We start from the raw sequence: 26116 nt of genomic DNA, 5'->3' as shown, positions 1-26116 counted from the left end.
CCCCGGGCCCGCCCGCGCTCCGGACACTGTCACCGCCGGGGCCGGAAAGACCCTCTTCCCCGACAGCCCTCCGGATTCAGCCACTACAGAACAATCCGGTGGAACCGCGATCCATGCGGGGGCTCCCGATTCACACCTTTTTTGCGCGCGGCCCCTGGAAGGCCGCCGCACATCTCGGGGGAACACCACATGAAGCGTTTGATGTCGCTGGGTTGGGCCGCCGCCACCGCCGCCGTCCTGGGTTGTGGCGCGAGCGCCTCGCAGGAGGGGGGCGCGAAGGAGGAGGCACAGCCCGCCGTCACGTCGGCGTCGCGGTCCATCGTCACCGCGGCGGCCGCGACTCCCAGTGCCTGTAACGCGCTCTATGCGTCCGGCGCGGCGCAGGCGGCGCTCGGCCAGGCGGTGGTGGATCCGGCGCTGCACACGGATGGCTCGGTGCGCACGCTCATCCTCTCCTTCAACACGTCGAACGCGATGGGCGGCGTGCTGAACCTGGACGCCGTCCTGGGCGGCCTGACGCGGACGCTGGGCGGGACGACGCAGGGCCTGGGCCTGGGCAACGTCCTGGCGCTCAAGTCACTGCCCATGGTGGCGTTGAAGGCCCCGGTGACGCCGCAGCTCATCACCCAGCTGCGCCAGGAGCTCCAGCCACTGGGCCTGCTGTCCATCTACGAGGACAAGCCGCTCCAGTACTTCCTGGACACCAGCGTGCCGTACATCCACGCGGACACGGCGCGCACCGCGTACGGGACGACGGGCGCGGGCATCGGCGTGGGCATCATCGACTCCGGCCTGGACGGCACGCACGGTGACTTCCCCAACGTGGCGCGCAACGTGAAGGTCGTGGCCTCCCCGCTGGACGTGGGCGTGGGCGGCGCGCTGTACGTGGACACGCCGAACAGCGACCTGACGAGCGGTCACGGCACGCACTGCGCCAGCATCATCGGCGGCTCGGGCGCGCGCTCGGGCGGCAGGCACCAGGGCGTGGCCCCTGGCGCGAAGCTGCTGGGCGTGGGCACCGGCGACGCGCTGAGCATCCTGTTCGCGCTGGAGGGCTTCGACTTCCTGATGGATCCGGACGTCCGTGAGGCGCACAACGTGCGCGTCATCTCCAACTCGTGGGGCACCAGCGGCAGCCACTTCGCGCCGTTCGACCCCATCTCCCTCGCGACGAAGCGCGCCTACGACCTGGGCATGGTGGTGGTGTTCGCGGCGGGCAACGAGGGCTCCGACCCCGATACGCTCAACCCGTACAGCGCCTCGCCGTGCGCCATCTCCGTCGCGGCCGGCACGTCTCGCGACACCACGGCGGCCACGAACCCGCTGCTCAGCCAGGACAAGCCGGGCGAGCTGGCGTCCTTCTCCAGCCGCGGCATCCCGGGCGATGAGTTCCACCACCCGGACATCACGCTGCCCGGTGTGAACATCGTGGCGGCGCGCGCGCTCAGCGCCACCATCATGCAGCCGTACCTGGGCCTGGACCTGCTGCACCCGGAGCCGTTCTACGCGGCCAGCTCCGGCACCTCCATGGCCGCGCCGCACATGTCCGGCGTCGCCGCGCTGCTCCTGGAGGTGAACCCTGCCCTCAACATGGACGGCGTGCTCGCGGCGGTGCAGGCCACGGCGCGGCCCATGTACGCGACGGACGCGGCGGGCAATACGCGCCAGCTGGAGACGTGGGAGGTGGGCGCGGGCTACGCGGACGTCTACGCGGCGACGAAGCTGGTGAATGACGCCGTGGGCACCCGCTACATCACGCAGACCACCGCCCTGCCCTCCTGGACGGGCACGGTGAAGACGAGCATCAACCTCCCCGTGGTGGACCTGTCCCTCCGGGCCGCGCAGCACGAGCACGCGCTGGAGGTGCCCGCGGGCGCCAACGCCCTGCGCATCAAGACGGACTGGGGCAACCCGGCCTACGACCTGGACCTGTACGTCTATGGCCCCAACGGGGAACTCGTCGCGACCAGCGCCGAGGGCACCTCCACCGGCGAGGCCGTCACCATCACGAACCCTCCCGCCGGCACCTGGCGCGTTCAGCTCAAGGGCTTCCTGAACGTGTCCACGCAGTACACCGGCACCGCGGAAGTGGACCGCCGCGTCCCGCGTCCGTAGTCACTCACGGACCCCACAAGGCACGGCAGTCCCCGCCCTCCTCTCGTGCTCGCACGGGAGGGGGGTTGTTCGTTTGGGGCTCAGCGGGGCGTGAGCGTCACCTGCGTGTCCGCGATGGCGCGGCCCTGCGCGTCCGTGAAGCGCGCGTGCACCGGCACGGGGCCCGTCAGCCACCCGCCCTGAACGGGCGTGCTGAAGGGCAGCGGGACGTCCACGCCCGCGGCGACCTCTGGGGCCGCGCCCTCGCTGGGGAAGAAGCGCAGCGGCTCCCCCCCGGCCTGGGGCAGTCCCTCCAGCGACAGGCGCACGCGCTCCGGCGCGGTGTAGCTGAACTGCACCGCGTTGCCCTCCGCGCACGTCAGCGTCCCACCGGGACGGGCCTCCGCCAGCACCTTGCCCGTGGGCGCGATGCAGAAGGCGCGCACGCCCCAGGCCCCTTCGCCCGGCGAGGACGAACGCGCCTGCCACTCGGGCGCGCCCTGTTCCTTGCGCTCCAGCGACGGCGCCACGGCCACCAGCGCCACGGCCGCCGCGGCGGCACCCAGCGACAGGGGCATGAGGAGCGGGGACGCGAACCACCTCTTGCGCTCCGGCACCACCGCCGGCCGCGCGGGGGCCTGTCGCAGCCTCGCGAACAGGGCCTGCTCCAGGAGCGCGCTCCGGGCCTGGGGCAGCGCGCGCTGCTCCAGCACGGACTCCACGCGCGACAGCCGCGTGTACGTCTCCTGACAGTCGGGGCAGGTGGCCAGGTGCGCGCGCAGGCGCTCGAAGCCGTCCGCGTCCAGCCCGTCCCGGCCCTTCTCGAAGAGGGCGGCCATGGCCTGCTTCACCCGGCGGTCGTCACATCCACTCATCGCGTACCCCGCCGCTTGAAGAAGCTCCAGCCCTGCGTCTCCAGGTCCTCGAGGTACCCCTTCGACTGGAGGAACCCCAGCAGCCTGGACTTCAACCCGAACTCGCGCCGCCGCACCTGGATGCGCGTGAGGCCCAGCGCCGTGGCCGCCTCTTCCTGGGCCACGCCCTCGCCGAAGCGCAGCTCGAACAGCCGCTGCTCCTCCCGCGACAGGCCGTCCTTGAACGCCGCGAGCAGCGCCTCCACCTCGCGGTCCTCCAGCAGCTCCACCAGCCCGCCATCCTCGGGGGAGGACTCGGTGAGCCCTTCGAAGGCTTCGTCCCGGCCCACCACCTCGCGCTCGCGCGACTGCTCCAGCAGCACGTTGCGCGCGATGCCCATCAGGAAGTGGGCATACGGACGCGTGCCGTTGTAGGCCGCGCGCGTGCGCGGCTCGAAGGCGCGAGCGAAGGTCTCCAGCAGCGTGTTCTCCAGCTCCATCGCGTTCCTCAGACGGGTGAAGGCTCCCCGCCATGCGGCCGCCTTGAGCAGGCGGGCGAGCGGCTCCGCGTGCGCGCGATACACCTCTCCCAACACCTCGGGGGTGCCTTCGCGAAAACGGCGCAGCGTGTCGTCATCCCACTCCATCCCTCAAGGGCTTACCGCGTCCGTCGCGGTTCCGTCATCCGCATGTTGTCGCGAGCGGCCTTCGGTGGATTGTCGGTTGCACCCCGTGGCATTCTTTCGCACTGCGCACTGCGCAATCCCTGATGCGAATGCCCTCTCACAGGACCCTGGCCTTGGGTGTACTCCTCCTGGCCGGAACCGCTGCGAGCGCCGCGCCGGAGCAGGTGCACTACGCCCTCATCGTGGCCAGCAACACGGGCACCGAGCCGTCCCAGGCCCCCCTGCGCTACGCGGACGACGACGGCGCCCGGTACTACGAGCTGTTCGCGCCCCGCTCGCGCGAGGTGGTCCTGCTGAGCGTGCTGGACGCGGACACGCAGGCCCTGCACCCGGGGCTCGCCGCGAAGACGCGGCCCCCCACCCACGCCGCGCTGTGGGACGCGCTCGCCCGCCTGAACGGCCGCATGGCGGAGGACCGGGCGAAGGGCGCGGTGCCGGTGCTGTCCTTCGTCTTCGTGGGCCACGGCAAGCGCGGCGCCGCGGGTGAAGGGTCGGTGAGCCTGCTGGATGGGCCGCTGACTCGCACGGAGCTGTACGCGCGGGTGCTGGCGCCGAGCAAGGCGTCCTTCCTCCAGCTCATCGTGGACGCGTGTGATTCGTACTTCTTCGTCCACTCGCGCGGCGCGCTGCCGGTGGGCCCGGCGTACGCGGACGCGGTGAAGGGGCTTCTGGGCAACCGCGAGCTGGAGCGCTTCCCGCAGGTGGGGGTGGTGCTGTCCACGTCGTCGGAGCAGGAGAGCCACGAGTGGAGCGCCATCCGCTCCGGCGTCTTCAGCCACATGGTGCGCTCGGCGCTGTCGGGCGCGGGGGACGTGAACGGGGACGGCAAGGTGGACTACGCGGAGCTGCGGGCCTTCGTGGCCGCCGCGAGCCAGGGCATGGACGACGTGCGAGGCACGTCGCGCGTGTACATCCAGCCGCCCGCGCTGGACCGGGCGTTCGCGCTGACGAACCTGACGGCCACCGCGTCGCTGGGCTACCTGCTGGTGCCCACGGGCGTGGCGGGCCGGCTGTGGGTGGAGGACGCGCGCGGCATCCGCGTGGTGGAGCTGCACAAGGAGCGCGAGCGTCCGCTGGTGGTGTCGCTGCCCGTGGGGCGCGGCTACTACCTCCGGGCCAGCGGCCGCGAGGCGTCGTTCGCCATCACCCGCGCGTCGGAGGTGGTGGACGCGGGCGGCCTGCGCTGGAGCGACGCCAGCGTGGCGGCCCGGGGCGCGGTGACGGACGCGCTGCGCGACCGCCTCTTCTCCGTGCCCTTCGGCCCGCGCTTCTACCGGGGCTACATGGCGAGCCTCGGCATCACGCCGTCGTCGGACGAGGCCGACGCGGTCCTGGTGCCATGAGCCTCCCCGCGTCCCTGCTGCTCATGCTGCTGCGGATGTCCGCGCCGTGCGACGCGCAGACGCGCGTGGTGCTGGTGCCCTTCGAGAGGCTGGCCCTGCCGTCCGAGGACGCGCGCGAGCTGGAGGACGCCACGCGGCGCGCGGTGGCCGCGTTGCCGGACGCGTGCCTGGAGTCGCGCGAGGACACGGTGGCGAGGCTGCGCGGCGCGGGCGCGGCGCTGGCGGCGTGTGGCGACGCGGAGTGCCGGAGCGCGCAGGCCACGGCGCTGGGCGTGCGCAGGCTGGTGCGGGGGGTGGCGCTGGGCGTGGGAGGCAGGCGCAGCGTGGCGCTCACCGTGACGGACGCGCGCGGCACGGAGACGCGAGCGCAGTTCGAGGCACCGTCCACGACGCCGGGCGAAGCGGACGCGCGTGCGACCCACGCGCTCCAGCAGGTCTGGTCGCCGCTGGTGACGGCGCGCGCGGCGCGGGAGCCCCGGGGTTCGCGCGTGCTGCCCAAGGTGTTGTGGGGCGTGGGCGGCGCGGCGCTCATCGCGGGCGTGGGCTTCGGGCTGGCGGCGCGAAGCACGGAGTCGAAGGTGTCGAAGAACGGCGGCGAGTGCGCCACGGCCGGCGAGGCCTTCGCGGACTGCTTCGCGTCGCGGCTCGACGCGGGCCGGCGTCAGGCGCGCACGTCCAACGTGCTGCTGGGCGTGGGCGCGCTGCTGGGCTTCGGGGGCGCGGTGTCCTTCCTCTGGGAGCTGCCATGAACCCGCGGCCGTGGGCAGCCCCGCGCTGGAGTGCTGCGATGAGGAAGCGGCTCGCCGCGCCCACAGGCGCCGTCGTGCGCACCCGGGGTGACGAAGTGCCCTTCGCCGGAGCAATGCCATGAGGACGCTGCTCGCCGCGCTGATGGGGGCCGTCGCGCTCACGGTGGGCGCGTGTACCTTCGCGCCGGACCTATCGCGCTTCGCCGCGTGCGACGCGGCCGGCGGCTGTCCCTCCGGCACCACGTGTCTTGCTTCGGAGAACCGCTGTCTGCCGGCCTGTGGCGAAGGCGGACCTTGCGACGGGCCTGCTCCCGTGGACGACGCGGGCACGGAGCAGGATGGCGGCACGGAGGTGGACGCCGGCACCGTGGACGCCGGCACCGTGGACGGTGGCGTGGCGGACGCGGGCGAACCGGACGCGGGTCCTCCCGCGCTCGCGCTGGAGGCCAGCCCCCTGACGGAGGCCGTCGAGTCCGTTCCCTACTCGGCGCAGCTCCAGGCCCGGGGCGGCACGCCGCCGTACACCTTCAACGCGACCAGCCAGTTCCCTTCGGGCCTCGCGCTCGACACCGAGGGCCGTGTCACCGGTACGCCCACGCGCGCGGGGGACCTGTTCCTCCCCGTGGAGGTGACCGACCGGAGCACCCCGATGAAGCGCGCCAGTGGCAGCCTGCTCCTGCGCGTCCGCCCCCTGCTGAAGGTCGCGGGCCCCCAGCCGCTCGCGGACGCCGCCAGCAATCGCGCCTATACCGAGCGCATCTCCGCCACTGGAGGAAAGGGGCCGTACAGCTTCGCCCTCGCCCCCAATCAATCGCTGCCGGCGGGCCTGACGCTGGCCGCGAACGGCGTCATCACCGGCACCACCACGCAGGCCGGGGAGCAGGTGTTCACGGTGGTCGTGACGGACAGCGACACGCCGCCCCAGTCCGTCACCGGCACGCTCTCCATCACCCTCACGAACGCCACCGGCAACGTCAAGCTGCTGTCGCGCGCGGTGCCCACCGGACGCATCGGCTCCGACTACAGCTACACCCTGCGGACGACCGGCGGCACCGGCACGTTCAACTGGAGCGTGAAGGACGGGGCGCTGCCGCCGGGCATCCTCCTGGACACCAAGGAGGGCATCCTCTACGGCAAGCCCACGAGCGGGACCGACTTCACCTTCCAGATCAGCGCCGTGGACCTGCTGGCCAACGACGCGCAGTCCTACTCCCTGCACGTCGACTGACGCCCGGGCCTCACGGATAGCGGTCCACCACCTGGATGATGCCCGTGTTGTCCTGCACCACGGAGAAGCCCTTCATCGGGCTGGGATACGCGATGAGGCCCTCGCCGTCCCGGTCCCAGCGCGAGTCCAGCAGCACGCCACAGAAGGGCACCGACGTGGCGCCGCTCTCCGGGGTGAAGATGCGGTCGTACCGGCCGAACACGCGGTGCTTCGTCACGTAGAGCCGCCCGCCGATGCGCGCCCCCGGCAGCTTCGCCTCCCCTTCCGCCTGCGGCAGCGCGATGACGAAGCTGTAGTTGTACCGGGCCGGCCCCGGGTGGTCCTGGATGCTGTCCACGATGACGGGGATGCGGTCCCCCACCTTCAGCCCCAACCGCTCCATCTGGAGCTGCGCGCCGCGAGGACAGCTCCCCTCTGGAGGCATCCACGTGGGACGCGGCGCCTTGGCGGCGGCGTCCGGTCCGTGCTGACACGCGAGCGCGAACACCCCCAGCAGGGCCAGGCCCCAAGCCCTTCCACGGTGGCGCGCACGGTCGGGTCGCAAGCGAAGGTCTCCGGTCAGAACGTCCCGATGCTGAAGTGGAACTGCGTGGGCGCCTCGTTGAGCGCTTCGTCGCGGTCCAGGTTGAAGCCCACGTCGAAGGCCAGCGGGCCCACGGGCGTCACGTAGCGCAGGCCCACGCCCGCCGCGTAGCGCAGCACGCCCGGGTCGAACAACGTGCGGTCCTGCCACAGGTTGCCCGCCTCGAAGAACAGCCCCAGGTCCACCGCGGCGATGGCCGGCACGCGCAGCTCCGCCTTGGCCAGCGTGAAGAGCTCGCCGCCCTGGCTCGCGGGCACCTGTCCGGAGAGCACCGCCTTCAGGTCGTCCGGACAACCCGCGGGCGTGATGACCGCGCGGCACGCGGCCAGCCGCTGGTGCAGCACCTCGCGCACGTCCTGCGGCAGCACGCCGTCCTCGCGGAAGCCTCGGAGGCTGGACGAGCCGCCCAGGTAGAACAGCTTGGACCCGATGTTCTGCGACCCCTGCGTCAGGGGCACGATGGTGCCCGCGCGCGCGCTCACCGCCACGCTCGCGCGGCGGCCCAGCGGCGCGTACGCGCTCACGCTGCCCGACAGCTTCACGCCGTCGATGGGGAACTCCGGCACGCGGTTGCCCGCGACGTCCGTGGGGTGGACGCTGATGCCGCGCATGAACTCCGCGCTGCTGCTGAGCACCATGCCCCGGCGCGGGTTCGCCGGGTCGTCGCGGAAGTCCAGCGTCAAGGACGGGCGCAGCGAGTGCAGCGCGAAGTCACCGTACGGGTAGCGCAGGCGCTCCTGGTCCGCGCGGTTGACCAGCTCCAGCACGCCCGGGCGCGAGCGCAGCCGGTTGTTCTCCAGTTCGTACTGGAGCGACACGTTCACCCACGACGCCAGCGCCCAGTCCGCGCCCAGCACCGCCGCGAACCGCGTGGACAGGTACGACGGCCGGTGCACGCGCTCGCCAATCAGGTCCAACCGAGCGCCAATCTCCTGCGGCGCCAGGAAGGACAGCCGGGGCTGGGACAGCGCCAGGTTGCCGCGCCCGCCCAGGCCGCTGAAGCCGTTCAGGTCGGACTCACACGCCTCGCCGGACAGCTCCCCGGTGGAGCACCCGGCCGGAAGCCGCGACGACGACAGCGCCTCCGCGCTCGCGCCCGCGTAGTTCACCTTGCCGCGCGCCAGCAGGTTCAACCCCCGGCCGTCCAGGTTGCGCCACGCCGTGTCCAGCGTGATGCGCGGACCGTCCACCAGGAAGTAGCCGCCGGACACCTCACCGTCGATGCGCGGGCGCTCCTGCACCGTCACCAGCACGTCCTTGGAGGCCTCGCGGCGGTTGGGGTCCGCCAGCGACACCTCCGCCTGCCGGAACAGCCCCAGCCGCGACAGCCGGCGCTGCGCCTCCGCCAGCGCCTCCACCGACAGCGGCGAGCCGGGCTTCAAATCCAGCTGCGCCAGCACCACGTCCGGATCCGAGCGCGTCAGCCCCTGGAGCAGCACCTGCCCCACGCGCACGCGGGGCCCCGGGTCCGTGCGGTAGGTCACCTGAGCGGAGGTGCCATTCTCCTCCACCGACACGGAGTTGCTCACGCGCGCGAAGAGGTAGCCCTCGCGGCCCAGTCCCCGCTCCAGCGCGGCCTGCGCCTGGTCCACCTTCTCGAAGCTCAGCGGCGTGCCCGCGGGCAGCAGCAGCGTCACCCAGACGGGGTCCACCTCCAGCGGCATGCCCAGGAAGATGGGCGCGCGGATCAGCGCCTGGGGTCCCTCCTCCACGTCGAAGTCCGCCTCCGCCGTGTGGTGGACCGCATCCACCGTGAGGCCACGGAACGTCACCTGCGCGGACGCGAAGCCCTGCTCACGGTAGGCCGTCGTCATGGCGTCCGCGGCCTCCAGCCACGCCTCCTCCACGTAGACCGTGGAGGGGTCCGGCGGAGACACCCCGCTCGCGTCCTGGCGCCGCTCGCGCCCTTCGGTCTCCAGCGGGTCCTCGCGCATGGGCAGGTCCAGCTCCGGCCACGTCTCCTGCGCCGCCACCTGGTTGGTGAGCATGGAGCGCAGCAGGTCCGACGACAGCGCCGCGTTGCCGCGGAAGTGCACGTCCGTCACGCGCAGCGGGGCGCCCTCGTCCACCTGGAAGCCCAGCACCGCCGCGTCCCCGTCCGGCCGGATGAGCTCCAGCGGCCGCACGCGCGCGTCGTGGAAGCCGCGCCGCCGGTAGAACGCCTCCAGCCGCCGCGCGAGCCGCGCCGCCACGGCCTCGTCCATCGCCTCCTCGCCGTCGTAGGCCACCACGCGCGCCAGCAGCGAGCTGGGGAAGCGGCGGTTGCCCGTGAAGCGCAGATGGAACGCGGGGCCCGCCGACACCGGCACCGCCACGGACGCCTCGCTGTCCTCCACGACGACGGTGGGCGTGCCTACCCAGGCCCGCCAGTGCTGGCCCTCGCGCAAGAGCGCCCGCAGCCGCTCCAGCCCGAAGTCCAGCTTCGCCCGGTCGAACACCTCTCCAGGCTTCATCCCCAGCGCCTCCACCAGGCGCGGCAGCGGCAGCGCGGGGCTGCCGGAGAAGGTCACCTGCCGCACGCGGGTGGGCTTGCCCTCCTCCACCACCAGCGTCACCGCCACGCCGCCCGCGGGCACCGGCCGCTCCTCCACCTGGATGTCGACGGCGTCGTAGCCCTTGCGCTGGTAGGCCTCGCGCACGGAGGCCGCCGCGGTGTCCAGCTCCTCCGGATCCAGCGGCCCGCCCTGGAGCAGCCCGCTCGCATCCAGCAGCTCCCCGGACGTGAGGACGTGGTTGCCCCGCACCGCCACGTGCGACAGCAGCGGCAGCGGCGTGAGCTGGAAGACAAGCCGCACTCCACCCGGCACGTCCTGTGTGAGCGCCACCACGTCCGCGAAGCGCCCCGTGGCGAACAGCTGCTCCACCGACCTGCGCACCGCGCCGGGCGTCAGCGCCTGGCCCTTGCGCAGCGTGACGAGCCCCGACAGCCCGTCCGCGGCCATGCCCTCCGGCAGGTGCAGCTCCACGGCGACGACCGCGGGCGCTTCATCATCATCGTGGCCAGCGGGCGCCGCGAAGACGGGGAGCGCGCACACGAGGAGCAGCACCGCGGTCAGCGCGGCTACTCGACCTCCCAGCCCAGCTTCAGCTCGAGCCCGAGGTTTCCGAACGACGCCTGGCTGTTCTCGTTGTCCCACTGGGCCTGTGCGGAAAGACGGTCGTCGAAGCGGTACTCAGCGCGTGCCCGGGTACCTCGCCCACTCACGGGCTGGGTCATCCCGATTTTAAGCTGCTCGGACAGGAACTTCGACTCCAGTTGTGCGGTGGGCTCCGCCTGCCGGGTGGCGTCGTTGTAGGTGGTGGAGATCTGCAGGGACAAGTCCCTGAGGACCGGATTGCTGGGCAGGAACCGGCGCACCTGCCGGTCCAGTCCTGACACGTTGAAGAGGGCCTCCGCCGCCAGACCGTAGCTCGCCGACGCGGCCGTGTCCTTGTCCGCGCTCGTCACACCCAGTGTCAGCAGCGACAGGATGTCACCCTCCGTGAGCACCGGCTCCGACGACAGCACGACCAGAGGGTTGGCCGGCCGGCCGAAGGCGTGCAGCTTCACCACGAACTCGCGCACCGACGTCTGCGCCTGCACCTCGAACACCGGGTCGATGCCGGACGCGTCGCGGAACTCCAGCTGCCCCTGGTCGATGGTGAAGAGGTTGTTGCGGAAGAACGCCTGGCTGCCCTCGGCCGCCTCCACGCGGCCCAGCAGCCCCGGCTTCACGTCCGTGCCGGTGAGCCGCACGTCGCCCAGCAGCCGCGCCTTCGCCAGGTTGTTGTCCACGCGCACGTCGCCGAAGTGCACGTTGACGTCCCAGGTGAAGAAGGGGTCCCTCGCGCGCTCGCCCCCGCCGCCCACCGCGAGCTGCGGCTTCTTCTGCATCGTCTTGAGCAGCGATTCGATGTCGAGCGGCTTCTGGTAGCGCAGCTTGACGATGTCCAGCCCGCCCGTGACGGTGGGCCCCGTGGGAGGCCCGACCACCTGCAACAGGCCGGACACGGTGAGCGGCAGGTCCTCCGTCATCCGGTACGGCACGGCATCCAACTGCAGCGTCAGCGCCAGCCGCTTGGGCACGAAGCGCTCCAGCCGGATGTCGCCGCGCGCGGACACCTGGCCCTCGTTGACCTGGGCCTGCAGGTGCTCCAGCAGCACGCGCTGGCCCGTCAGCTCCAGCCGGCCGGACATGCCGCGCACGGTGAGCGGAAGGTCGCGCATGGACAGCCGCACGTCGGACAGCTCCGCGGTGCCCACCACCGACGGCGCGTCCAGCGAACCCGTCGCCTCCGCGTCCACGCGCAGCTGGCCGCCCACGCGCTCCATGCCCGGCAGGAGCGGCTCCAGGAGGCGCACGTCCATGCGCCCCTCGCGAAGGCTCATGTTCATGGCGCGCTTGCTCATCCAGCCGCCCAGCGTGACGTCCACCGACGCGCCGCTGAAGCGGAACGGCTGCACGTCCAGCCGGCCGTTGATGTACGTCAGGACGAGAGGCCCCTGGTTGCGGCCGCGCAGGTCGCCTCGCGCGAGCGACAGCTCCCGCACCGTGGCCGCCACCTGATAGCCCTCCGGCTGCAACAGCGGGCCCTGCACCGTCACGCGCCCCGCGAGCATGCCGGTGACGCCCGCGAGCGCCGGCACCTGGGGCAGCAGCGGTCTGATTTCCGGCAGCAACAGGTCGACGGTGGAGTCGAAGAGGTAGGGCTCCTTCACCGTCATGTTCAGGTAGCCCTGTGCGTCGCGGAAGGGGCGCCCGGTGATGCGCAGCTGCTTGCCCTCCTGGTGCAGCGCCAGGTCCATGGCGCCCAGGTCGCGCGACGCGAAGGTGATGCGCGGCCCCTTCAGCGTGGCCTGGATGTCCGGCTTGTCCGCCGTGCCCGCCACGGTGCCCGCGAGCGCGAGCGTGCCCTGGATGCCCATCTCCTCCGCGGTCTCCGGGCCCACGGCCTCCGCCAGCGACAGGTTCTCGCCGCCGAAGCGGTAGTCCAGCGCGCCCCCGGTGAAGCCGAAGGAGCCCTCCACCCAGGTGCGCCCCAGCCGGCCGTCCAGCACGGTGCGCTCCAGCACCATCGCCTTGCCGTCCACGAAGCGCAGCCGCGCGGAGCCCGCGCCCAGCCGGCGCCCCAGGTACGTGGTGTCGCGCAGGTCGAAGGCCACCAGCCCTTCCAGCTTCTCCAGCGGGCTGTCGATCTCCACGCGTCCGGAAGCCGCGCCCGCGAACTGGCCTTGAATCACCGCGATGGACGGACTCAGGCCCGCCACCAGGTCCACCAGATCCTCGGTACGCCCCTGCGGCACCGTGACGTCCAGGCGCAGGTGCAACAGGCGCGCGAACGTGAGCGCCGCCTTGCCGAAGTATTGCGTGCGCCCCTTCTGCCCGGTGAGCGAGGGGAACGACAGCAGCCCATTCGAGTACGACAGCTTCGCCTGCGTCACCCCCAGGCCGAAGCCCCAGAAGGTGAAGTCGCGCAGGGACAGGCTCGCGTCCACCTTCACGTCCGAGTACGGCCCCACGATGGAGTAGTTCGCCGAGCCCTTCCCGGACCACGGCAGCTCCGCGATGTGGCCGAAGTCCGACAGCTCCAGCTCGCCGTTGCCCTGGATGTCCAGGCCGCGCGTGGTGTCGAAGTAGAGCGTCACGTCGCCGTGCACGCGCGAGCGGCCGGACTCCACCGTGAGGCGCGTGAAGGACACGCGGTCGCCCGTCAGCTTCACGGCCGTCTGCGCGCGGCCCCGCTCGAAGGTGAGCAGCGTCTTGCCGGCGCTCGGCGGCGCGTCGAACGCGCGCGTGGCCAGCGTGAAGTGTCCCGTGCGCAGGTCCAGCGGGCCGGACAGCGCCGGCCGGGGCAGCAGCGTGCCGGTGAGGTGCGCGTTCGCCGTCGCGGGGAAGTCCACCCAGGAGCCCGCCACGCCCGCGCGCTCCAGGATGCGCCCGAACGACGCATCCTCCGTCTGGAGCGTCACGTCCACCGGCAGCTCCGGCGTGAGCTGCAGCGCGCCCGACAGCTTCACCCTGCCGCTTCCCAGCGGCGCCTCCAGCGACTCCACGCGCACGCGGTCCCCCGCATAGGACAGGCGCGCGTTGAGGCTCACCGGGCCGTACTGCTCATAGGCCAGGTTGCTCGCGGACAGGTCCGCGCCCACCGCCAGCGCGGACGGCTTCCCGGTGACGGACAGGCGCGTCCACAGGTGCCCGGTGGCCGGACGCGGCAACAGCTTCGCCTGCGACAGCGTGCGCAGTGGCAGGAACACCTGCGCATCCAGCGCGAGCACCGGGTGGCACAGCGTCTCCACGCGGCCGGACACCGTGGCGGTGATGTCGTCGAGCGTCACCTCCGCGCGCTCCACGTCCAGGAGCCCCTCGTCGGGGTCCAGCGAGCCTGTGAAGCCCAGCTGCCCCAGCGTCAGCTCGCCGCCACCCGCGCCCAGGCGCACCAGGCCGCGCCGCGCGCCGACCTCCAGCTCCATCACGCCCCAGTGCTCCACCCACCCCACGTCCAGGTTCTCCACCTCCACGCCGCGCCCGTCCGGCAGCGCGAGGCGCACCTCCGCGCCGGTGATGTCCAGGCGCCCCACGCCCACGCGCGTCAGCGGCGTGAGCGGGCACGTGCCGTCGGGGGAAGGCGGGCTGGCCGAGGGCCGCGACAGGTCCAGCGCCACGCGCGGATGGCGCACGCGCACCTGGCCCAGCATGAGGCGGCGAGACAGGGGCGACAGGAAGCCCAGCGCCACCTCCGCCTCGTCCGCGGCGAACAGCGGCGTGTCCGTGCCGCGCGCGAACACCGACACGCCGTGCAGCACCACGCGCGAGCCCAGCGGATCCAGCTCGCACCGACCGATGCCCACGTCCACGCCCAGCAGGTCCGGCAGGTGCCTGCGCGCCACGGTGCAGGCGGCGTCCCAGGTGAACGGCTGGCGCAACAGCAGGATGCTCCCCGACACCACGAGGAGCACCCACAAGAGCGCCTTGCGCGCTGCGCTGTTGCGGCTGGGGAGGGACAAGCCGCTAGAGCTTACCGAGTCCCTCGAGGTAGCGGTCGATCTCCGCCAGGTCGATTTTCGTGTTCGCCGTCCGGGGCAGCGACGTGGCGGGAGCGCTCGCCCGCTCGCCTGCCTGGGCAGCAGCCGAGCCGCCCTGGAGTCCCAGGTTCGTCCCGATGCGGTGCACCAGCTCCGCGCCGATGGTCTCCGAGCGCGCCAGGAACGCCTCGAAGAGGGCGTTGTCGCACAGGGTGTTGATGACGCGCGGGGTGCCGCCGGAGTGCTCGTGCACGGCGAGCAGCGCCTCCGGCGTGAAGGGCATGCGCGGGCAGCCGGCGAGCCGCAGCCGGTGCTTCACGTACGCCTCGGTGGACTCCGCCGTGAAGGGCTCCAGCTTGTAGCGGAGCGCCACGCGCTGGGCGAGCGGCGGGTCCAGCTTCAGGTTCTTCTCGATCTCCGGCAGGCCGAAGAAGACGAAGGAGATGAGCTTGCGCTCCGGCACTTCCAGGTTCAGCAGCCCCCGGAACTCCTCCATGATCTCCCGCGTCTCCAGCATCTGCGCCTCGTCGATGAGGACGACGGCCTTCTTGCCGGACTCGTAGATCTGCAGGAGGCGCTGGTAGAGCTGCGACAGGAGCGCCAGCTTCTCCTGCGCGGGGTTCTCCACGCCCAGCTGGAGCGCGATGCGGCGCAGCAGCCACTGGGCGGTGATGCCCGAGTGGATGATGACGAGCAGCGCGGCCTCGTACTCGGACTCCGGAAGCGAGTCGAGCATGCGCCGCGCGAGCGTCGTCTTCCCCGCGCCGATGTCGCCCACGAGGATGGACAGGCCCTTCATGTAGCCCACGGCGTGCATCAGCCGGGTGAGGGCCTGCGAGTGCTGCGCGGAGTTGTAATAGAAGCGGCTCACCGGAGCGTTGGAGAACGGCTCCTGGGTGAGTTCGAAGAAATCGAGGTAGGTCGTCATCGCTCGCCGGGCCTCGTGGGGACGCGCTACACGTACCCTACTTTACGAGCCTTCGGCGCGCCCGCGGCGGGAACCGGTGCCGGAGTCGCGGGGCCCTTGCCAGCGCGCGGCAGCGGGTCCTCCTCCGGAGCGGTCACCGCCGACAGCCGCGTCACCTGCGACCCCACGTCGCGGTACTTCGCGTCCATCGCGGCCACGCGCTGGAAGTGGAAGAGCGCCTTGCCCGGCTCGTTGAGCGCGTCGTAGGCGCTCGCCAGCTCGAAGCCCAGCGCCTTGGCCACCTCGCCCGTCGCGAGCACGTTGGAAAGGCCTTCCTTGAACACCTGCACGGACTCTTCCGGCTTGCCGCGCAGCGTGTGCAGCATGCCAATCATCGTCAGGCAGTCCAGCTCGCGCGGGGTGCCCACGCAGCCCTGGCGGGCCACGTCGAACTCGTGGACGGCGTCGTCCAAGAGGCCCATTTCCTTGTAGGCGATGCCCAGGTCGTAGTGCGTGTCCACGTCCTCGGGCTTCACCACCTTGGCCAGGCCCTTCTTGAACTCGGCGAACACTTCATCCACCGAGTACTGGAAGTCCTCATCCGCCGGGGGCACCGCCGCCAGCGACTCACCGCCCAGGTCGTCCAGCTCACCGGCCAGCTGCGCCGCCAGGTCGAACGCGTCGCCACCACCGGCGCCGTCGTCGAGCGATGCCTCCGTCACCGGCTGCACGGAGGGCACGTGCACGGGCTCGGAGGGAGCGTCGTCCTCGGGGGCCGCGCCACCGCCGGCCTCCAGCTCCTCCAGCCGCGCCATCAGCTCCCCGGCGCGCACGTGGCCCGGGAACGCGATGGCCACCGTCTCCAGGATTTCGCGCGCCTCTTCCAGCAGCCCCTGGTCGAGGAAGAACGACGCCTCGTCGCACTCCTCGGAGGCAGGCTCCTCCTCGGGCTCGGCCGCCGGTTCCGGCTCGGGCTCCGGCGCATCCGCCAGGGCCTCGGGCTCCGGTTCAGGCTCCGGCGTGTCCTCAAGCGCTTCGGCCTGGGGCTCGTCGTAGGACAGCTCCTCCACCGGCGCGAGCACCATGTGCGCGGCGGTGGGCTCGTCGTCGTCCTCGTCGCCCAGCGACATGCCCCCGTCGTAGGCGGGCTCTTCCGCGGGCGCGGCGAAGCTTTCGTCCAGGCCGGCGTCGTCCAGCGCGGAGGCGTCCAGGGGCGCGAGCCCCACGCGCGTGGGCGCGTCGTCGTCCTCGCCCAGCGACATGCCGGGCTCGACCAGCGCTTCGTCGTCGCCGTCGTCCAGCGTCGGCAGCTGGCGCGTGTCCGGCGCGGCCTCCTCGAGCAGCGCGCGCGACGGGGACAGGATGCGCGTGGGCGGCGGCTCCTCCTCGTCGCCCAGCGACATGCCGCCCGCGTCGTCCGCGAGCACCATGGGCTCATCACCGCCCACGTCCGCGAACGAGTCTTCCGCGTACGCCAGCGCGTCGTCCTGCGCGACCAGCGGCTCGTCGTCCAGGCCTCCGGAGGCGTCGGAGCCGCCCAGGCCCGGCTCGTCCGCGAGCACCAGCGAGTCCTCGTCGGACGCCACCACCAGGTCGTCCTGCGGGGGCAGGTCGTAGACGGTGTTCTCGGCGGAGCTGATGGGCTCGCCCATCACCGCTTCCTCGCCGCTCAGCGTGGTCTCCGCGACCTCGTCGTCGACGATCTCATCCGAGTCCGACCCGTGGCTCAGCGCCGCGAGTGCCAGCTCGTCGCCTTCCGGCTGCGCGAGCGCGTCCTCCGGCGGATCCGCGACGAGGACCTCGTCGTCGTTGGAGTCCACCAGGATGGCGTCCTCCTCCAGCGACTCCACGCCCGGCGCCGCCGCCGGCGCCACGAAGCCCCCTTCCGAGCGGAGCACGGACAGGAAGGCGGGCACCTCGGGATGCGCCGGGTTCTCCTGGAGGATGGTCGCCAGGTACGGCTGCGCGCGCACCACGTCCGCGCGGCGCGTGCACAGGCGCAGCACGTTGAGCAGCTGCTCCGACGCCTGCGCGCCGTTATTGGCCGCCACGTAGATGTGGTACGCCTTCTCGTGCGCGTCCAGGTTCTCCGGATCCACGGAGAAGACCTTGCGCAGGTGCTCCAGCGCTTTGTCGTGGAGCCCGTACTTCACGTAGACGTCCGTCTCCGTCAGCAGCTTGGCCAGCTGCTCGCGGCTCATCCCCACGGGCGGAGGCGGCACCACGGCCGCGGGCGGCGCGGCGGGCGCGGGACGGGACACCGGCGCAGCGGCGGCGGGAGCACTCCACGCGGGCGCGGCCTCCTCGGCGTGATGGTGCGAGGCCGGCGCGGGCTCCGGCTCGGGTTCCGCGACGGGCCCCCGGCGCGCGAGCAGATCCGGGTCCTGCGGATCCAGCAGTTCAATCTGCGTCCACACGCCGTCGGACTCGGCGGTGCGGCCGCGCTCCTGGTGGATCTTCGCGAGCTCCTTGTAGACGGACACCGTCTTGGAGACCTGGCCCAGCCCCTGGAACGCCTGGGCCAGCAGCGTCAGCGTCTCCACATCGCGGCCATCCGCCTTGAAGCAGACCTGGAGCTTGGCCAGAGCGCGCTTCTGGTCGCCGCGCTGCAGGTACGACGCGGCCAGCTCCTTCGCGAGCGGGAGGTTGTCCGGCTCCAGCGCGGAGAGGCGCTCGGCGACGCGAAGCCAGTCATCCGCGCGGGCGTTGCGCTTGAGGTACTCGGCGGCGCGCTTGAACTCCTGCGCCGCTTCCTTCGTCATGTTCTCGCGCGCGTACAGCTCCGCGAGCTTGATCTTCGACGCCACGTTCTCCGGGTCGAGATCCACCATCTTCTTGAGGGTGTCGAGGCTCGACTTGGTGTCGCCCGCCTTGTCGTAGTGGTTGGCGACGATCTGGAAGTACGCCATCGCCTCCGACATCAACCCCAGCTGCTGGTGCAGCTCCGCCAGCTTGAGGTTCACCTCCAGCAGGTTCGGGTTGAGCTTGAGGACCTGCTTGTAGAGGGCGACGGCCTTGAGGAAGAAGCCGTCCGAGGAGTAGCTCTCCGCGACCTTGGTGAAGAAGTGCGCCGCCTGGGCGTTGTCGTTCTTCTTCTGGTACAGCTCCCCCATCTTCTGGAGGACCCGGATGTCCTTCGGGTCGACCTCCAGGACCTTCTGGTACTCCTTGATGGCTTTGTCGTACGCGCCCTTCGCGACCAGCTTCGCGGCGGCTTCGATGATCTTGTTCTTGTCCATCGAGCGTGCGCTTCCGGCAGGCAGAAACCCCGAGGAACTTCGCGGGTTTCAGTCCTTCTCTGGGGGGGAGCGTTGGAGGCTAACGGAATCCTCCAACGCGGGTCAAGAAACAGCCTGCCATCCCCCGGGGCTGGATCACCCGCCTGGACGCTCGCACGCCCGGCGGGTTTTCCATGCCTTCACGGTGAGCGCTACGGCGTCTCTTCCACGGCCTTCTTGAGTCGGCGCGAACCCGTCTCGCTCGCCAGCAGGCGCTCCACGAAGCGGGTGTCGTAGTTGCCCTCCTGGAAGGACTCCTCCGCCAGTGCGGCCCGGTGGAACGGGATGTTGGTGCGGATGCCCTCCACCACGTACTCGGAGAGCGCGCGCTGCATGCGGCGGATGGCCGTCTCGCGGTCCTCCGCGTGCACGATGAGCTTCGACAGCAGGCTGTCGTAGTACGGCAGCACCGTGTAGTTCTCGTACGCGGCGGAGTCCACGCGCACGCCGTAGCCGCCCGGCACGCTGTAGCCGGTGATTTTTCCCGGCCACGGCGCGAACGTGACGGGGTCCTCCGCGTTCACGCGGCACTCGATGGCGTGACCGCGGATCTGCACGTCCTCCTGCTTGAAGCGCAGGGGGTGCCCGTAGGCCATGCGGATCTGCTCACGGACCAGGTCCACGCCCATGACCAGCTCCGTCACGGGGTGCTCCACCTGGATGCGCGTGTTCATCTCCATGAAGTAGAACTCGCCGCGCTCGTCGAGCAGGTACTCGATGGTGCCCACGTTGTTGTAGCGCAGCTTCTTCATCGCCGCGACGGACACCTCGCCCATGCGCTGGCGCAGCTCCGGCGTGAGCGCGGGCGACGGGCTCTCCTCGATGAGCTTCTGGTGCCGCCGCTGCACGGAGCACTCACGCTCGTTGAGGTGGATGATGTTCCCGTGCTCGTCCGCGACGATCTGGATCTCGATGTGGCGCGGCTTCTCCACGTACCGCTCGATGTAGAGGTCGCCGTTGTTGAAGCTGGCCAGGGCCTCCGCCTGCGCGGTGGAGAACGCCTGCGCGAGCACACCCGGCTCGCGGACGATCTTCATGCCCTTGCCGCCGCCGCCCGCCGCCGCCTTCAGGATGACCGGGAAGCCGATCTCCTTCGCGAACGCCTCCGCCTCGCGCGGATCCTTCACCACGCCAGGGCTGCCCGGGAGCAGCGGCATGCCGGCCTCGCGGGCCGCGGCGCGCGCGCGCACCTTGTTGCCCATCAGCCGCAGCATCTCCGGACGCGGGCCAATGAAGCGGATCTTGCAGTTCTCGCAGACCTCCGCGAACTCGGCGTTCTCCGACAGGAAGCCGTAGCCCGGGTGGATGGCGTCCGCGCGGGTGATCTCCGCCGCGGAGAGCAGCTGCGGCACGTTGAGGTAGCTCTCCTTGGACGGAGGCGGCCCGATGCAGACGGCCTCGTCCGCGAAGCGCACGTGCAGCGCGTGGGCGTCTGCGGTGGAGTGCACCGCCACGGTGGCGATGCCCAGCTCACGGCATGCGCGGATGACCCGCAGGGCAATCTCCCCGCGGTTGGCGACCAGAACCTTCTTGAACACGGCCGTGCTCCTTCGCGAGGGCCTTGAGGCGCGTCCCGCCCGGGAATGGGCCGGACGCGCCTGACAAAGAGAGACTCAGGCCGGCTCGATGCGGAACAGCGCCTGGCCGAACTCCACCGGGCGACCGTTCTCCACGAGGACCTCGGCGATGCGGCCGGAGACCTCGGACTCGATTTCGTTCATCAACTTCATCGCTTCCACGATGCAGAGCACCTGGCCCTTGCGCACCATCGTGCCCACGTCCACGAACGGGGGCTGGTCCGGCGCGGGGGTCCGGTAGAACGTCCCCACGAAGGGGCTGGTCACCATGTGGCCCGGCTTCTCCGCGGGCTTCTCCGGCACCGGCGCGGCGGCAGGGGCCGCGGCGGGGGCCGCACGCGGCGCGGCCGGGGCGGAGTAGTCCACCGGCGGCGACACCGTCACCCCCGGGCCCGAGGGCGCCGTGTGGTGGACGATGGTCGTCTCCGGCGCGTGACCGCGGCGGATGTAGAGCTTCTCCGGACCCCGCGTCCACACCAGCCGGGTGACGTCGGAGGCCTCCAGGATTTCGACAATCTGCCGGAGGGCCTCCACGTCCAGGGACGTGGTGCCCGCATCCCGCCCGGAAGCCGCGTCCGAGGACTGGGCCGGCCGGGTTGCCTTGCGCTTCGTTGCCATTCAGACCCCTCCCGGGTCGCCAGGTGAAGGGAAGACGCTCTAGCCCGCGGTGGCGACGCGGGTCAGGTACTTGCCACCTTCACGCGTGTCGATCTTCAGCACGTCGCCCTCGTTGATGAACAGGGGGACGTTGACGGTGAAGCCGGTCTCCAGCGTCGCGGGCTTCATCGCGCCGGACACGGTGTCGCCGCGCACGCCGGGGTCGCACTTGACGACCTTGAGGTCCACGGAGTTCGGCAGGCCGACGGAGATGGCCTTGCCGTTCCAGTAGAGGACCTCCACCGGAGTGTTCTCCTTCAGGAAGTTCTTCGCGTCGCCCAGCACCTTCTCCGTGATGAAGGTCTGCTCGAACGTCTTCTTCTCCATGAAGTAGTACTCGTCCCCCGAATTGTAGAGGTACTCCATGTCCTTCTGCTCGATGTCGGGGACGCCCACCTTGTCACCGGACTTCATGGTGGGCTCCAGCATGCGACCGCTGAGCAGGCTGCGAATCTTGGTCCGCACGAACGCGGAGCCCTTGCCGGGCTTGACGTGCTGGAAGTACTCGATCACGAACGGCTCGCCGTCGATCTCGATCTTCAAACCATTGCGAAACTCAGAGGTGTCGACAAAACCGGCCATGGGGACCGACTCCTTCAGCCTGACCAGACTGACGTAAAGACGAAAGCCCGGGGTGTCTAGCCCATGCCCTGTTTCCTGCAAAGGGGAAAGCGGCGGCACGCTGCGTCGCCGGGCAGGCTCGACAAGCCCCTGCCCGAGCGAACGTGCGTGGCTACAACTCCGCCTTCACCTGCGGCGCGGTGACGCGCAGGACATAGCGCCCCTTGCCGAAATTCCCGTCCGCGCGCAGGGCCAGCACCAGGAAGTACTCCGGCGTCAGCAGGCGCATCACGGTGAGGACCTTCTCGCTGTTGACGGACACCTCGGTGACGGTGCCCGTCTTCAGCGACTCGGCCGCGTTCTTCAGCTGCGTGAGCAGGTTGGCGTACTCCACCCAGGTGCCGGAGACGTCCAGCTCCGTGGCCTCGTCCTTCTGGAACGTGTCCACGGAGATGCCGTCGAAGCCCATCACGCTGCACGCGAGGGCCCCGTCCACCTGGTTCACCACCGCTTCAAGGTGCGTGCGAAAAGACATGGTTCTCCCAGGGCCGGGTGGCGCAGGCCTGGCTCACTGACACGTGGGATAGATGTTGTCCTGGCCCGCCCCCGAACCGCACGGCCCCTCGACCGTCGGCACCTCTCCGGGGTTGCAGGCACGAAGCGCGACGGCCGTGTCGGCGACGTCGAGGCCGAAGACAACCTCGTTCGACTCGAACTTCTTGCCGCTCGCCGCAAACTTGCCGGTGAGCTGCAGGGTGACGCGCACCTGGGCGGTCGTGGTCCCCGACAGGGCATCCCTCAGGGCCGCCGCGGCCTCGGAGGTCATCAGGTTGACCACGAACCGGTTGTCATCCGAGCTCGGGTTCAGTGCCGCCGTGTAGGGAACCTCTCCGGAGGGCACGTTGATGCTCGACCCCGAGTTGGTCGTCGCTTCGTAGGACAACTTCAGCGTGTCCACGAAGGCGGTGGCGGAGCCGCCAACATCGGAGTCCGGATCCAGCGGAGCCCCATTCACTTCGATGGGGGCCACCGCATAGCTCGACTTGACGATGAGTCCGAGCACATAGGCGTTCCGGTAGGCCAGGTTGAGGGAGCCATTGGCCAGGCCGGGATCCTCCGCCGTGAAGTCGCATTCCTCATCCGGCTGGATGGTCTGGAGGATCTGGACGACGGGGCTGCTTTCAGAGCACGAGCACAGGCCCAGGGCCAGGGTCGCGGCGACGAAGAAGGGCTTCATTGAATGGAGTCTCCCAATCCGAACGCGAAGCCCTACAGGCTCTGCGCGATGGTCTGCCGGTTGAGGATGCGGGGCGTGATGAAGATGAGCAGTTCCTGGCGCTCATCCGTCTCCGTGGTGCTCCTGAAGAAGAAGCCGAGCACGGGAATCTTGGCGAGGAAGGGCACCGAGTCGCGCGAGGTGCTGCCCCGGCGCACGTAGATGCCGCCGATGACCGTGGTGTCGCCATCCTTCACGAGGACCTGGGTGTTGGCCTCCTTGCGCTGGATGGACGGCTGGCCGTTGGCACCGGTGTTGGACGGGTCCGGCTGGTTGTTCTGCGCCGCGATGGACATGAGGATGCTGCCGTCCTGGGTGATGTGCGGCGTGACTTCCAGCGACAGGCGCGCTTCCACGAAGGTCGTGTTCACGCCGCCCGCCGACGTCTGGCTGAACGGGATGGACAGACCCTGGCTGATGCGGGCCGTGTTGTTGTCCAGCGTGGTGACCTTGGGCGACGAGATGGTCTTCACCGTGCCCTCCGTCTCCGCCGCGGACAGGCGCAGGTTGAGCTGCACGGCGCCGCCCGCGGAGCCGAAGGCGAAGCCCATGGCGCCACCGAGGCCCTCACCCACCGCCGCCGGCAGGTTCACCGCGAAGTTGGGCTGGGTCGGAACACCCGGCGCCGCGCCCCCCGCGCCGCCCGTGACGCCGACGGTGCTGGGGAAGATGAGGCCGGTGGGGTTGCCGGTGGCGGGGGACAGACGCGTCTGACCGCCCCATTGCACACCCAGGGCGCGGCTGAAGGTGGTGCTCGCCTCCACGATGCGGCTCTCGATGAGGACCTGCGGCGTCTGCGTGTCCAGGCTGCGCACCAGGGCGCGCGCCTTCTCCGTGTTGGAGCGGATGTCCTTGATGATGAGCACGTTGGTGCGCGTGTCCACCGTCACCGAGCCACGGTCGCTGAGCACGTCCTTCACCCGCGACGACATGTCCGCGGCCACCGCGTAGTTCACCGGCACCAGGCTGACCAGCAGGTCCTCCTGCTGCTGCAGCGACTTCTTGCGCTCCTGGCGCAGCCGCGCCTCCTCTTCCAGGGTCTTCAGCGGCGCGATGCGGATGATGTTGCCCACCTGCTCCTGGCCCAGCTGCTTGGTGCGCAGGATGAGGTCCAGCGCCTGGTCCCAGGGCACGTTGCGCAGGCGGATGGTCACGCGGCCACCGACGTCGTCGGCCACGACGATGTTGCGCTTGGAGATCTCCGCGATGACGCGCAGGAGGTTCTGGATGTCGATGTCCTTGAACTCGAAGGACACGCGCTTGCCGCGGTAGCGAGCCTGCTGGGGCGCGCCCTCCGCCGCGTACGCCGGGGCCTCCGCCGTGAAGCCGGCGGTGCGCTGGGTGACGGCGACCTCCTCCGTCTTCACGCCCTGCACGTCCAGCCGCCAGCTCAGGCTGTTGGCGCCCTGGGTGACGTTCTCCTCGATGGCGCCGTCCGCGGCGACCACCAGGCGCACCTTGCGGCCCTCACCGGGCACGCTGAAGGCGCTGATCATCTTCACCGGCGTGTCCAGCGCGCTGGTGTCCAGGCTGCGCTCCAGCTTCTTGGGCAGGCGCGCGTTCTCCAGCGTCAGCACCGCGCTGCGCGGATCCGGGCGGTCCACCTTCCACGCCGTCGCGCCGGACAGCTTCAGCTGCACGCGGCCGCCCGTGGGGCTCTCGTCGAAGGATAGGTCCTTGACCTCCACCACCGCCGGCTGCGGCGCGGCCTGCGCCACCGCGGGCTGCGGCTTCGCGGCTTCCTGCACGGGCAGCGGCTGCGGGCGCAGGGGCTCGGTCTCCGCCACCGCGTCGCGAGGCTGGGAGGGCTTGGGCTTGCGCGCCACCGCGCCGCCCAACACCACCTCCAGGCCGCGCTCGGCGCGGTCCACGCGGTACGCGGGCATGTCACCCCTGGCCACGAGGACCAGGCGCACCTTGTCCTCGTGCGCGCCCACGCGCACGTCCTTGAGCAGGTCGCCCTTCACCTTGGGCGCCTTCGCGCTCAGGCCCACGCCGTACACGTCCACGGCCAGGCGAGGCGGATCCACCAGCTCCAGGACCTCGTAGCGGGCGATGTCGCCGTCGGCGGAGACGCGCAGCGCCTCACCGTCCATGGACAGCCGGGTGATGCGCTGGGCCGGGTGGGCCACCTCGCGCTCATCCGCCTCCGTGGCGACGACGTTCTCACGGCCCGGCGTCTGCGACGGCGCGGACTTGGAGGACGTCCCCTCCTCCGGCACCACCGCCACCATGGCCTCCACCGGCGCGGGCGCGGCCACCGGGGCCGGCGCGGCCTTCACCGGCGCGGCGGCGACGGTCTGGGCGGGAGCGGACTTCGGCGCGGCGGACTCCGCCGGCTTCACGTCCACCGGAGCCTGGGGAGCCTGGGCGGTCGCGGCGGCGGGGGCCACCGGCGAGCCGTCCACGGAGATGACCACGCGGTTGCCCTCCGCGCGGACGTCGTACTGGGAGGCCTGGTCGAGCGCCACCAGCACGCGGCCCACACTGGCGCGCGCGTCGGAGAACTGGGCGGCCACCACGCCGGACACCGGACCGGTGCCGTCATGGTGCCCCTTGATGCCGGTGGCGTCCGCGGACGACAGGTCCACCACCAGCCGCTCCGGCCCACTGAGCCGGAAGACGGTGAAGGTGGGCGGCCGGGTCCCGGTCACCACGACCTGGGCACCGGCTCCCGTCCGGGACACCTGCAGGTCCCGCAGCGTATTGAGATCCGCGCCGTACACCTTGGCGCTTGCCAGGACGACCGCCCATGCGGCCGCCATGATCCACTTGCCCCTCGTCACAGCGCTCTGCTCGAGCATGCGTCCCCTCAACAAGTTGGAAGCGGGCGACGACTGCCCGCGGGCGCGCCGTGGGGCGCTACTCCCAGTTCTTGCCCGTCATCAGGTTGTATGCGGGGTCCTTCACGCCATCCGCCTTGAGCTGGAGACTCACCGGGTTGCTGATGAGCTCGCCCTTGGCACCCGTGAAGACCTCGGTGACGGTGACCGAGTCCCTTAGAATTTGTGTCACCTTGCCGCCCTGGCGCCCCACCCGGGTGTTGCGCCGGACGATGTGGCCGCGGCCCAGGGGGTCCTCGACCATCGCCAGCGGGCTGGCGTCCCCCGTGACGACCGCCACCAGCTTGAGCTGGTCGAGGTCGAACACGCACAGGGGTTCATTGCAGGCCCGCTCCGGTGCGTCACGCGCCACCGGCCCGAGCTCTTCCAGGGGACTGCGGAACGGATCCCGCTTGCCCACCGGACTGTAGGTATAGACGAACGGTGGCGCCGCCGACGCCTCGGTCTTGGCCTCCACCGGGGCCGGCGCGGGGG

At 71.0% G+C, this 26116-nt stretch carries 18 protein-coding genes; 4 read left to right on the top strand and 14 right to left on the bottom strand.

All coding sequences use genetic code 11. The annotated features are described in order from the left end of the window. Positions 1-189: 189 nt before the first annotated feature. Positions 190-2115 (top strand): S8 family serine peptidase, encoded by a 1926-nt coding sequence (locus D7W79_RS14470; RefSeq protein ID WP_120525963.1) that lies wholly within the window; start codon positions 190-192, stop codon positions 2113-2115. Positions 2116-2195: 80 nt separating this feature from the next. On the opposite strand, the gene D7W79_RS14465 is transcribed toward D7W79_RS14470, so the two are convergent. Together D7W79_RS14465 and D7W79_RS14460 are read right to left on the bottom strand one after the other, a co-directional pair. Then, a complete protein-coding gene (locus D7W79_RS14465; RefSeq protein ID WP_120525962.1) occupies positions 2196-2969 on the bottom strand; it encodes an anti-sigma factor family protein in 774 nt (257 codons plus the stop codon). Continuing rightward, positions 2966-3595: an RNA polymerase sigma factor gene (locus D7W79_RS14460; RefSeq protein WP_120525961.1), complete on the bottom strand. Its 630-nt coding sequence runs from the start codon at positions 3593-3595 to the stop codon at positions 2966-2968. Before D7W79_RS14460 ends, D7W79_RS14465 begins: the two co-directional genes overlap by 4 nt. Before the next feature lie 152 nt (positions 3596-3747). On the opposite strand from D7W79_RS14460, the gene D7W79_RS14455 reads away from it, so the two are divergent. The 3 genes from D7W79_RS14455 (at position 3748) to D7W79_RS14445 (ending at position 6954) form a co-directional block, all read left to right on the top strand. Next, entirely contained in the window at positions 3748-4977 is a 1230-nt protein-coding gene (locus D7W79_RS14455; protein ID WP_244221774.1) for a hypothetical protein, read from the top strand. Continuing rightward, on the top strand, positions 4974-5726 hold the full coding sequence (locus D7W79_RS14450) for a hypothetical protein (RefSeq protein WP_120525959.1): 753 nt from the start codon (positions 4974-4976) through the stop codon (positions 5724-5726). Before D7W79_RS14455 ends, D7W79_RS14450 begins: the two co-directional genes overlap by 4 nt. A gap of 118 nt (positions 5727-5844) precedes the next feature. Continuing rightward, positions 5845-6954 carry an Ig domain-containing protein gene (locus D7W79_RS14445; protein WP_120525958.1) on the top strand — a complete coding sequence of 370 codons (1110 nt, stop codon included), beginning with the start codon at positions 5845-5847 and terminating at the stop codon, positions 6952-6954. 10 nt (positions 6955-6964) lie between these two features. Here the strand turns inward: D7W79_RS14445 and D7W79_RS14440 are convergent, their stop codons facing one another. From D7W79_RS14440 to D7W79_RS14385, 12 genes are all read right to left on the bottom strand, one after another. Further along, positions 6965-7498: a hypothetical protein gene (locus D7W79_RS14440; protein WP_120525957.1), complete on the bottom strand. Its 534-nt coding sequence runs from the start codon at positions 7496-7498 to the stop codon at positions 6965-6967. 14 nt (positions 7499-7512) lie between these two features. Beyond that, a complete protein-coding gene (locus D7W79_RS14435; protein ID WP_120525956.1) occupies positions 7513-10584 on the bottom strand; it encodes a POTRA domain-containing protein in 3072 nt (1023 codons plus the stop codon). Positions 10585-10598: 14 nt separating this feature from the next. After that, positions 10599-14525 (bottom strand): translocation/assembly module TamB domain-containing protein, encoded by a 3927-nt coding sequence (locus D7W79_RS14430; protein ID WP_120525955.1) that lies wholly within the window; start codon positions 14523-14525, stop codon positions 10599-10601. 4 nt (positions 14526-14529) lie between these two features. Continuing rightward, positions 14530-15471, bottom strand: a complete 942-nt coding sequence (locus D7W79_RS14425; protein WP_120525954.1) for an ExeA family protein — start codon at positions 15469-15471, stop codon at positions 14530-14532. A 26-nt stretch (positions 15472-15497) separates the two neighbouring features. Then, entirely contained in the window at positions 15498-18689 is a 3192-nt protein-coding gene (gene sgmX, locus D7W79_RS14420) for a type IV pili formation protein SgmX (RefSeq protein ID WP_120525953.1), read from the bottom strand. Positions 18690-18880: 191 nt separating this feature from the next. Beyond that, positions 18881-20266 (bottom strand): acetyl-CoA carboxylase biotin carboxylase subunit, encoded by a 1386-nt coding sequence (accC, locus tag D7W79_RS14415; protein ID WP_120525952.1) that lies wholly within the window; start codon positions 20264-20266, stop codon positions 18881-18883. 75 nt (positions 20267-20341) lie between these two features. Beyond that, complete coding sequence (gene accB, locus D7W79_RS14410) at positions 20342-20923, bottom strand: acetyl-CoA carboxylase biotin carboxyl carrier protein (protein WP_120525951.1); 582 nt, start codon at positions 20921-20923, stop codon at positions 20342-20344. A 39-nt stretch (positions 20924-20962) separates the two neighbouring features. Next, positions 20963-21544, bottom strand: a complete 582-nt coding sequence (gene efp / locus D7W79_RS14405; RefSeq protein WP_120525950.1) for an elongation factor P — start codon at positions 21542-21544, stop codon at positions 20963-20965. Positions 21545-21695: 151 nt separating this feature from the next. Next, positions 21696-22058 carry a roadblock/LC7 domain-containing protein gene (locus tag D7W79_RS14400; RefSeq protein WP_120525949.1) on the bottom strand — a complete coding sequence of 121 codons (363 nt, stop codon included), beginning with the start codon at positions 22056-22058 and terminating at the stop codon, positions 21696-21698. A 33-nt stretch (positions 22059-22091) separates the two neighbouring features. Next, complete coding sequence (locus tag D7W79_RS14395) at positions 22092-22760, bottom strand: hypothetical protein (RefSeq protein WP_120525948.1); 669 nt, start codon at positions 22758-22760, stop codon at positions 22092-22094. A 32-nt stretch (positions 22761-22792) separates the two neighbouring features. Then, positions 22793-25603: a type IV pilus secretin PilQ gene (locus D7W79_RS14390; protein ID WP_120525947.1), complete on the bottom strand. Its 2811-nt coding sequence runs from the start codon at positions 25601-25603 to the stop codon at positions 22793-22795. A 58-nt stretch (positions 25604-25661) separates the two neighbouring features. Continuing rightward, a partial coding sequence (locus D7W79_RS14385) for a pilus assembly protein PilP (RefSeq protein WP_120525946.1) occupies positions 25662-26116 on the bottom strand: 455 nt, incomplete at its 5' end.

Source organism: Corallococcus exercitus (assembly GCF_003611585.1).
Lineage (GTDB): Bacteria > Myxococcota > Myxococcia > Myxococcales > Myxococcaceae > Corallococcus > Corallococcus exercitus.
This window is presented reverse-complemented; position numbering and strand designations above follow the sequence as displayed.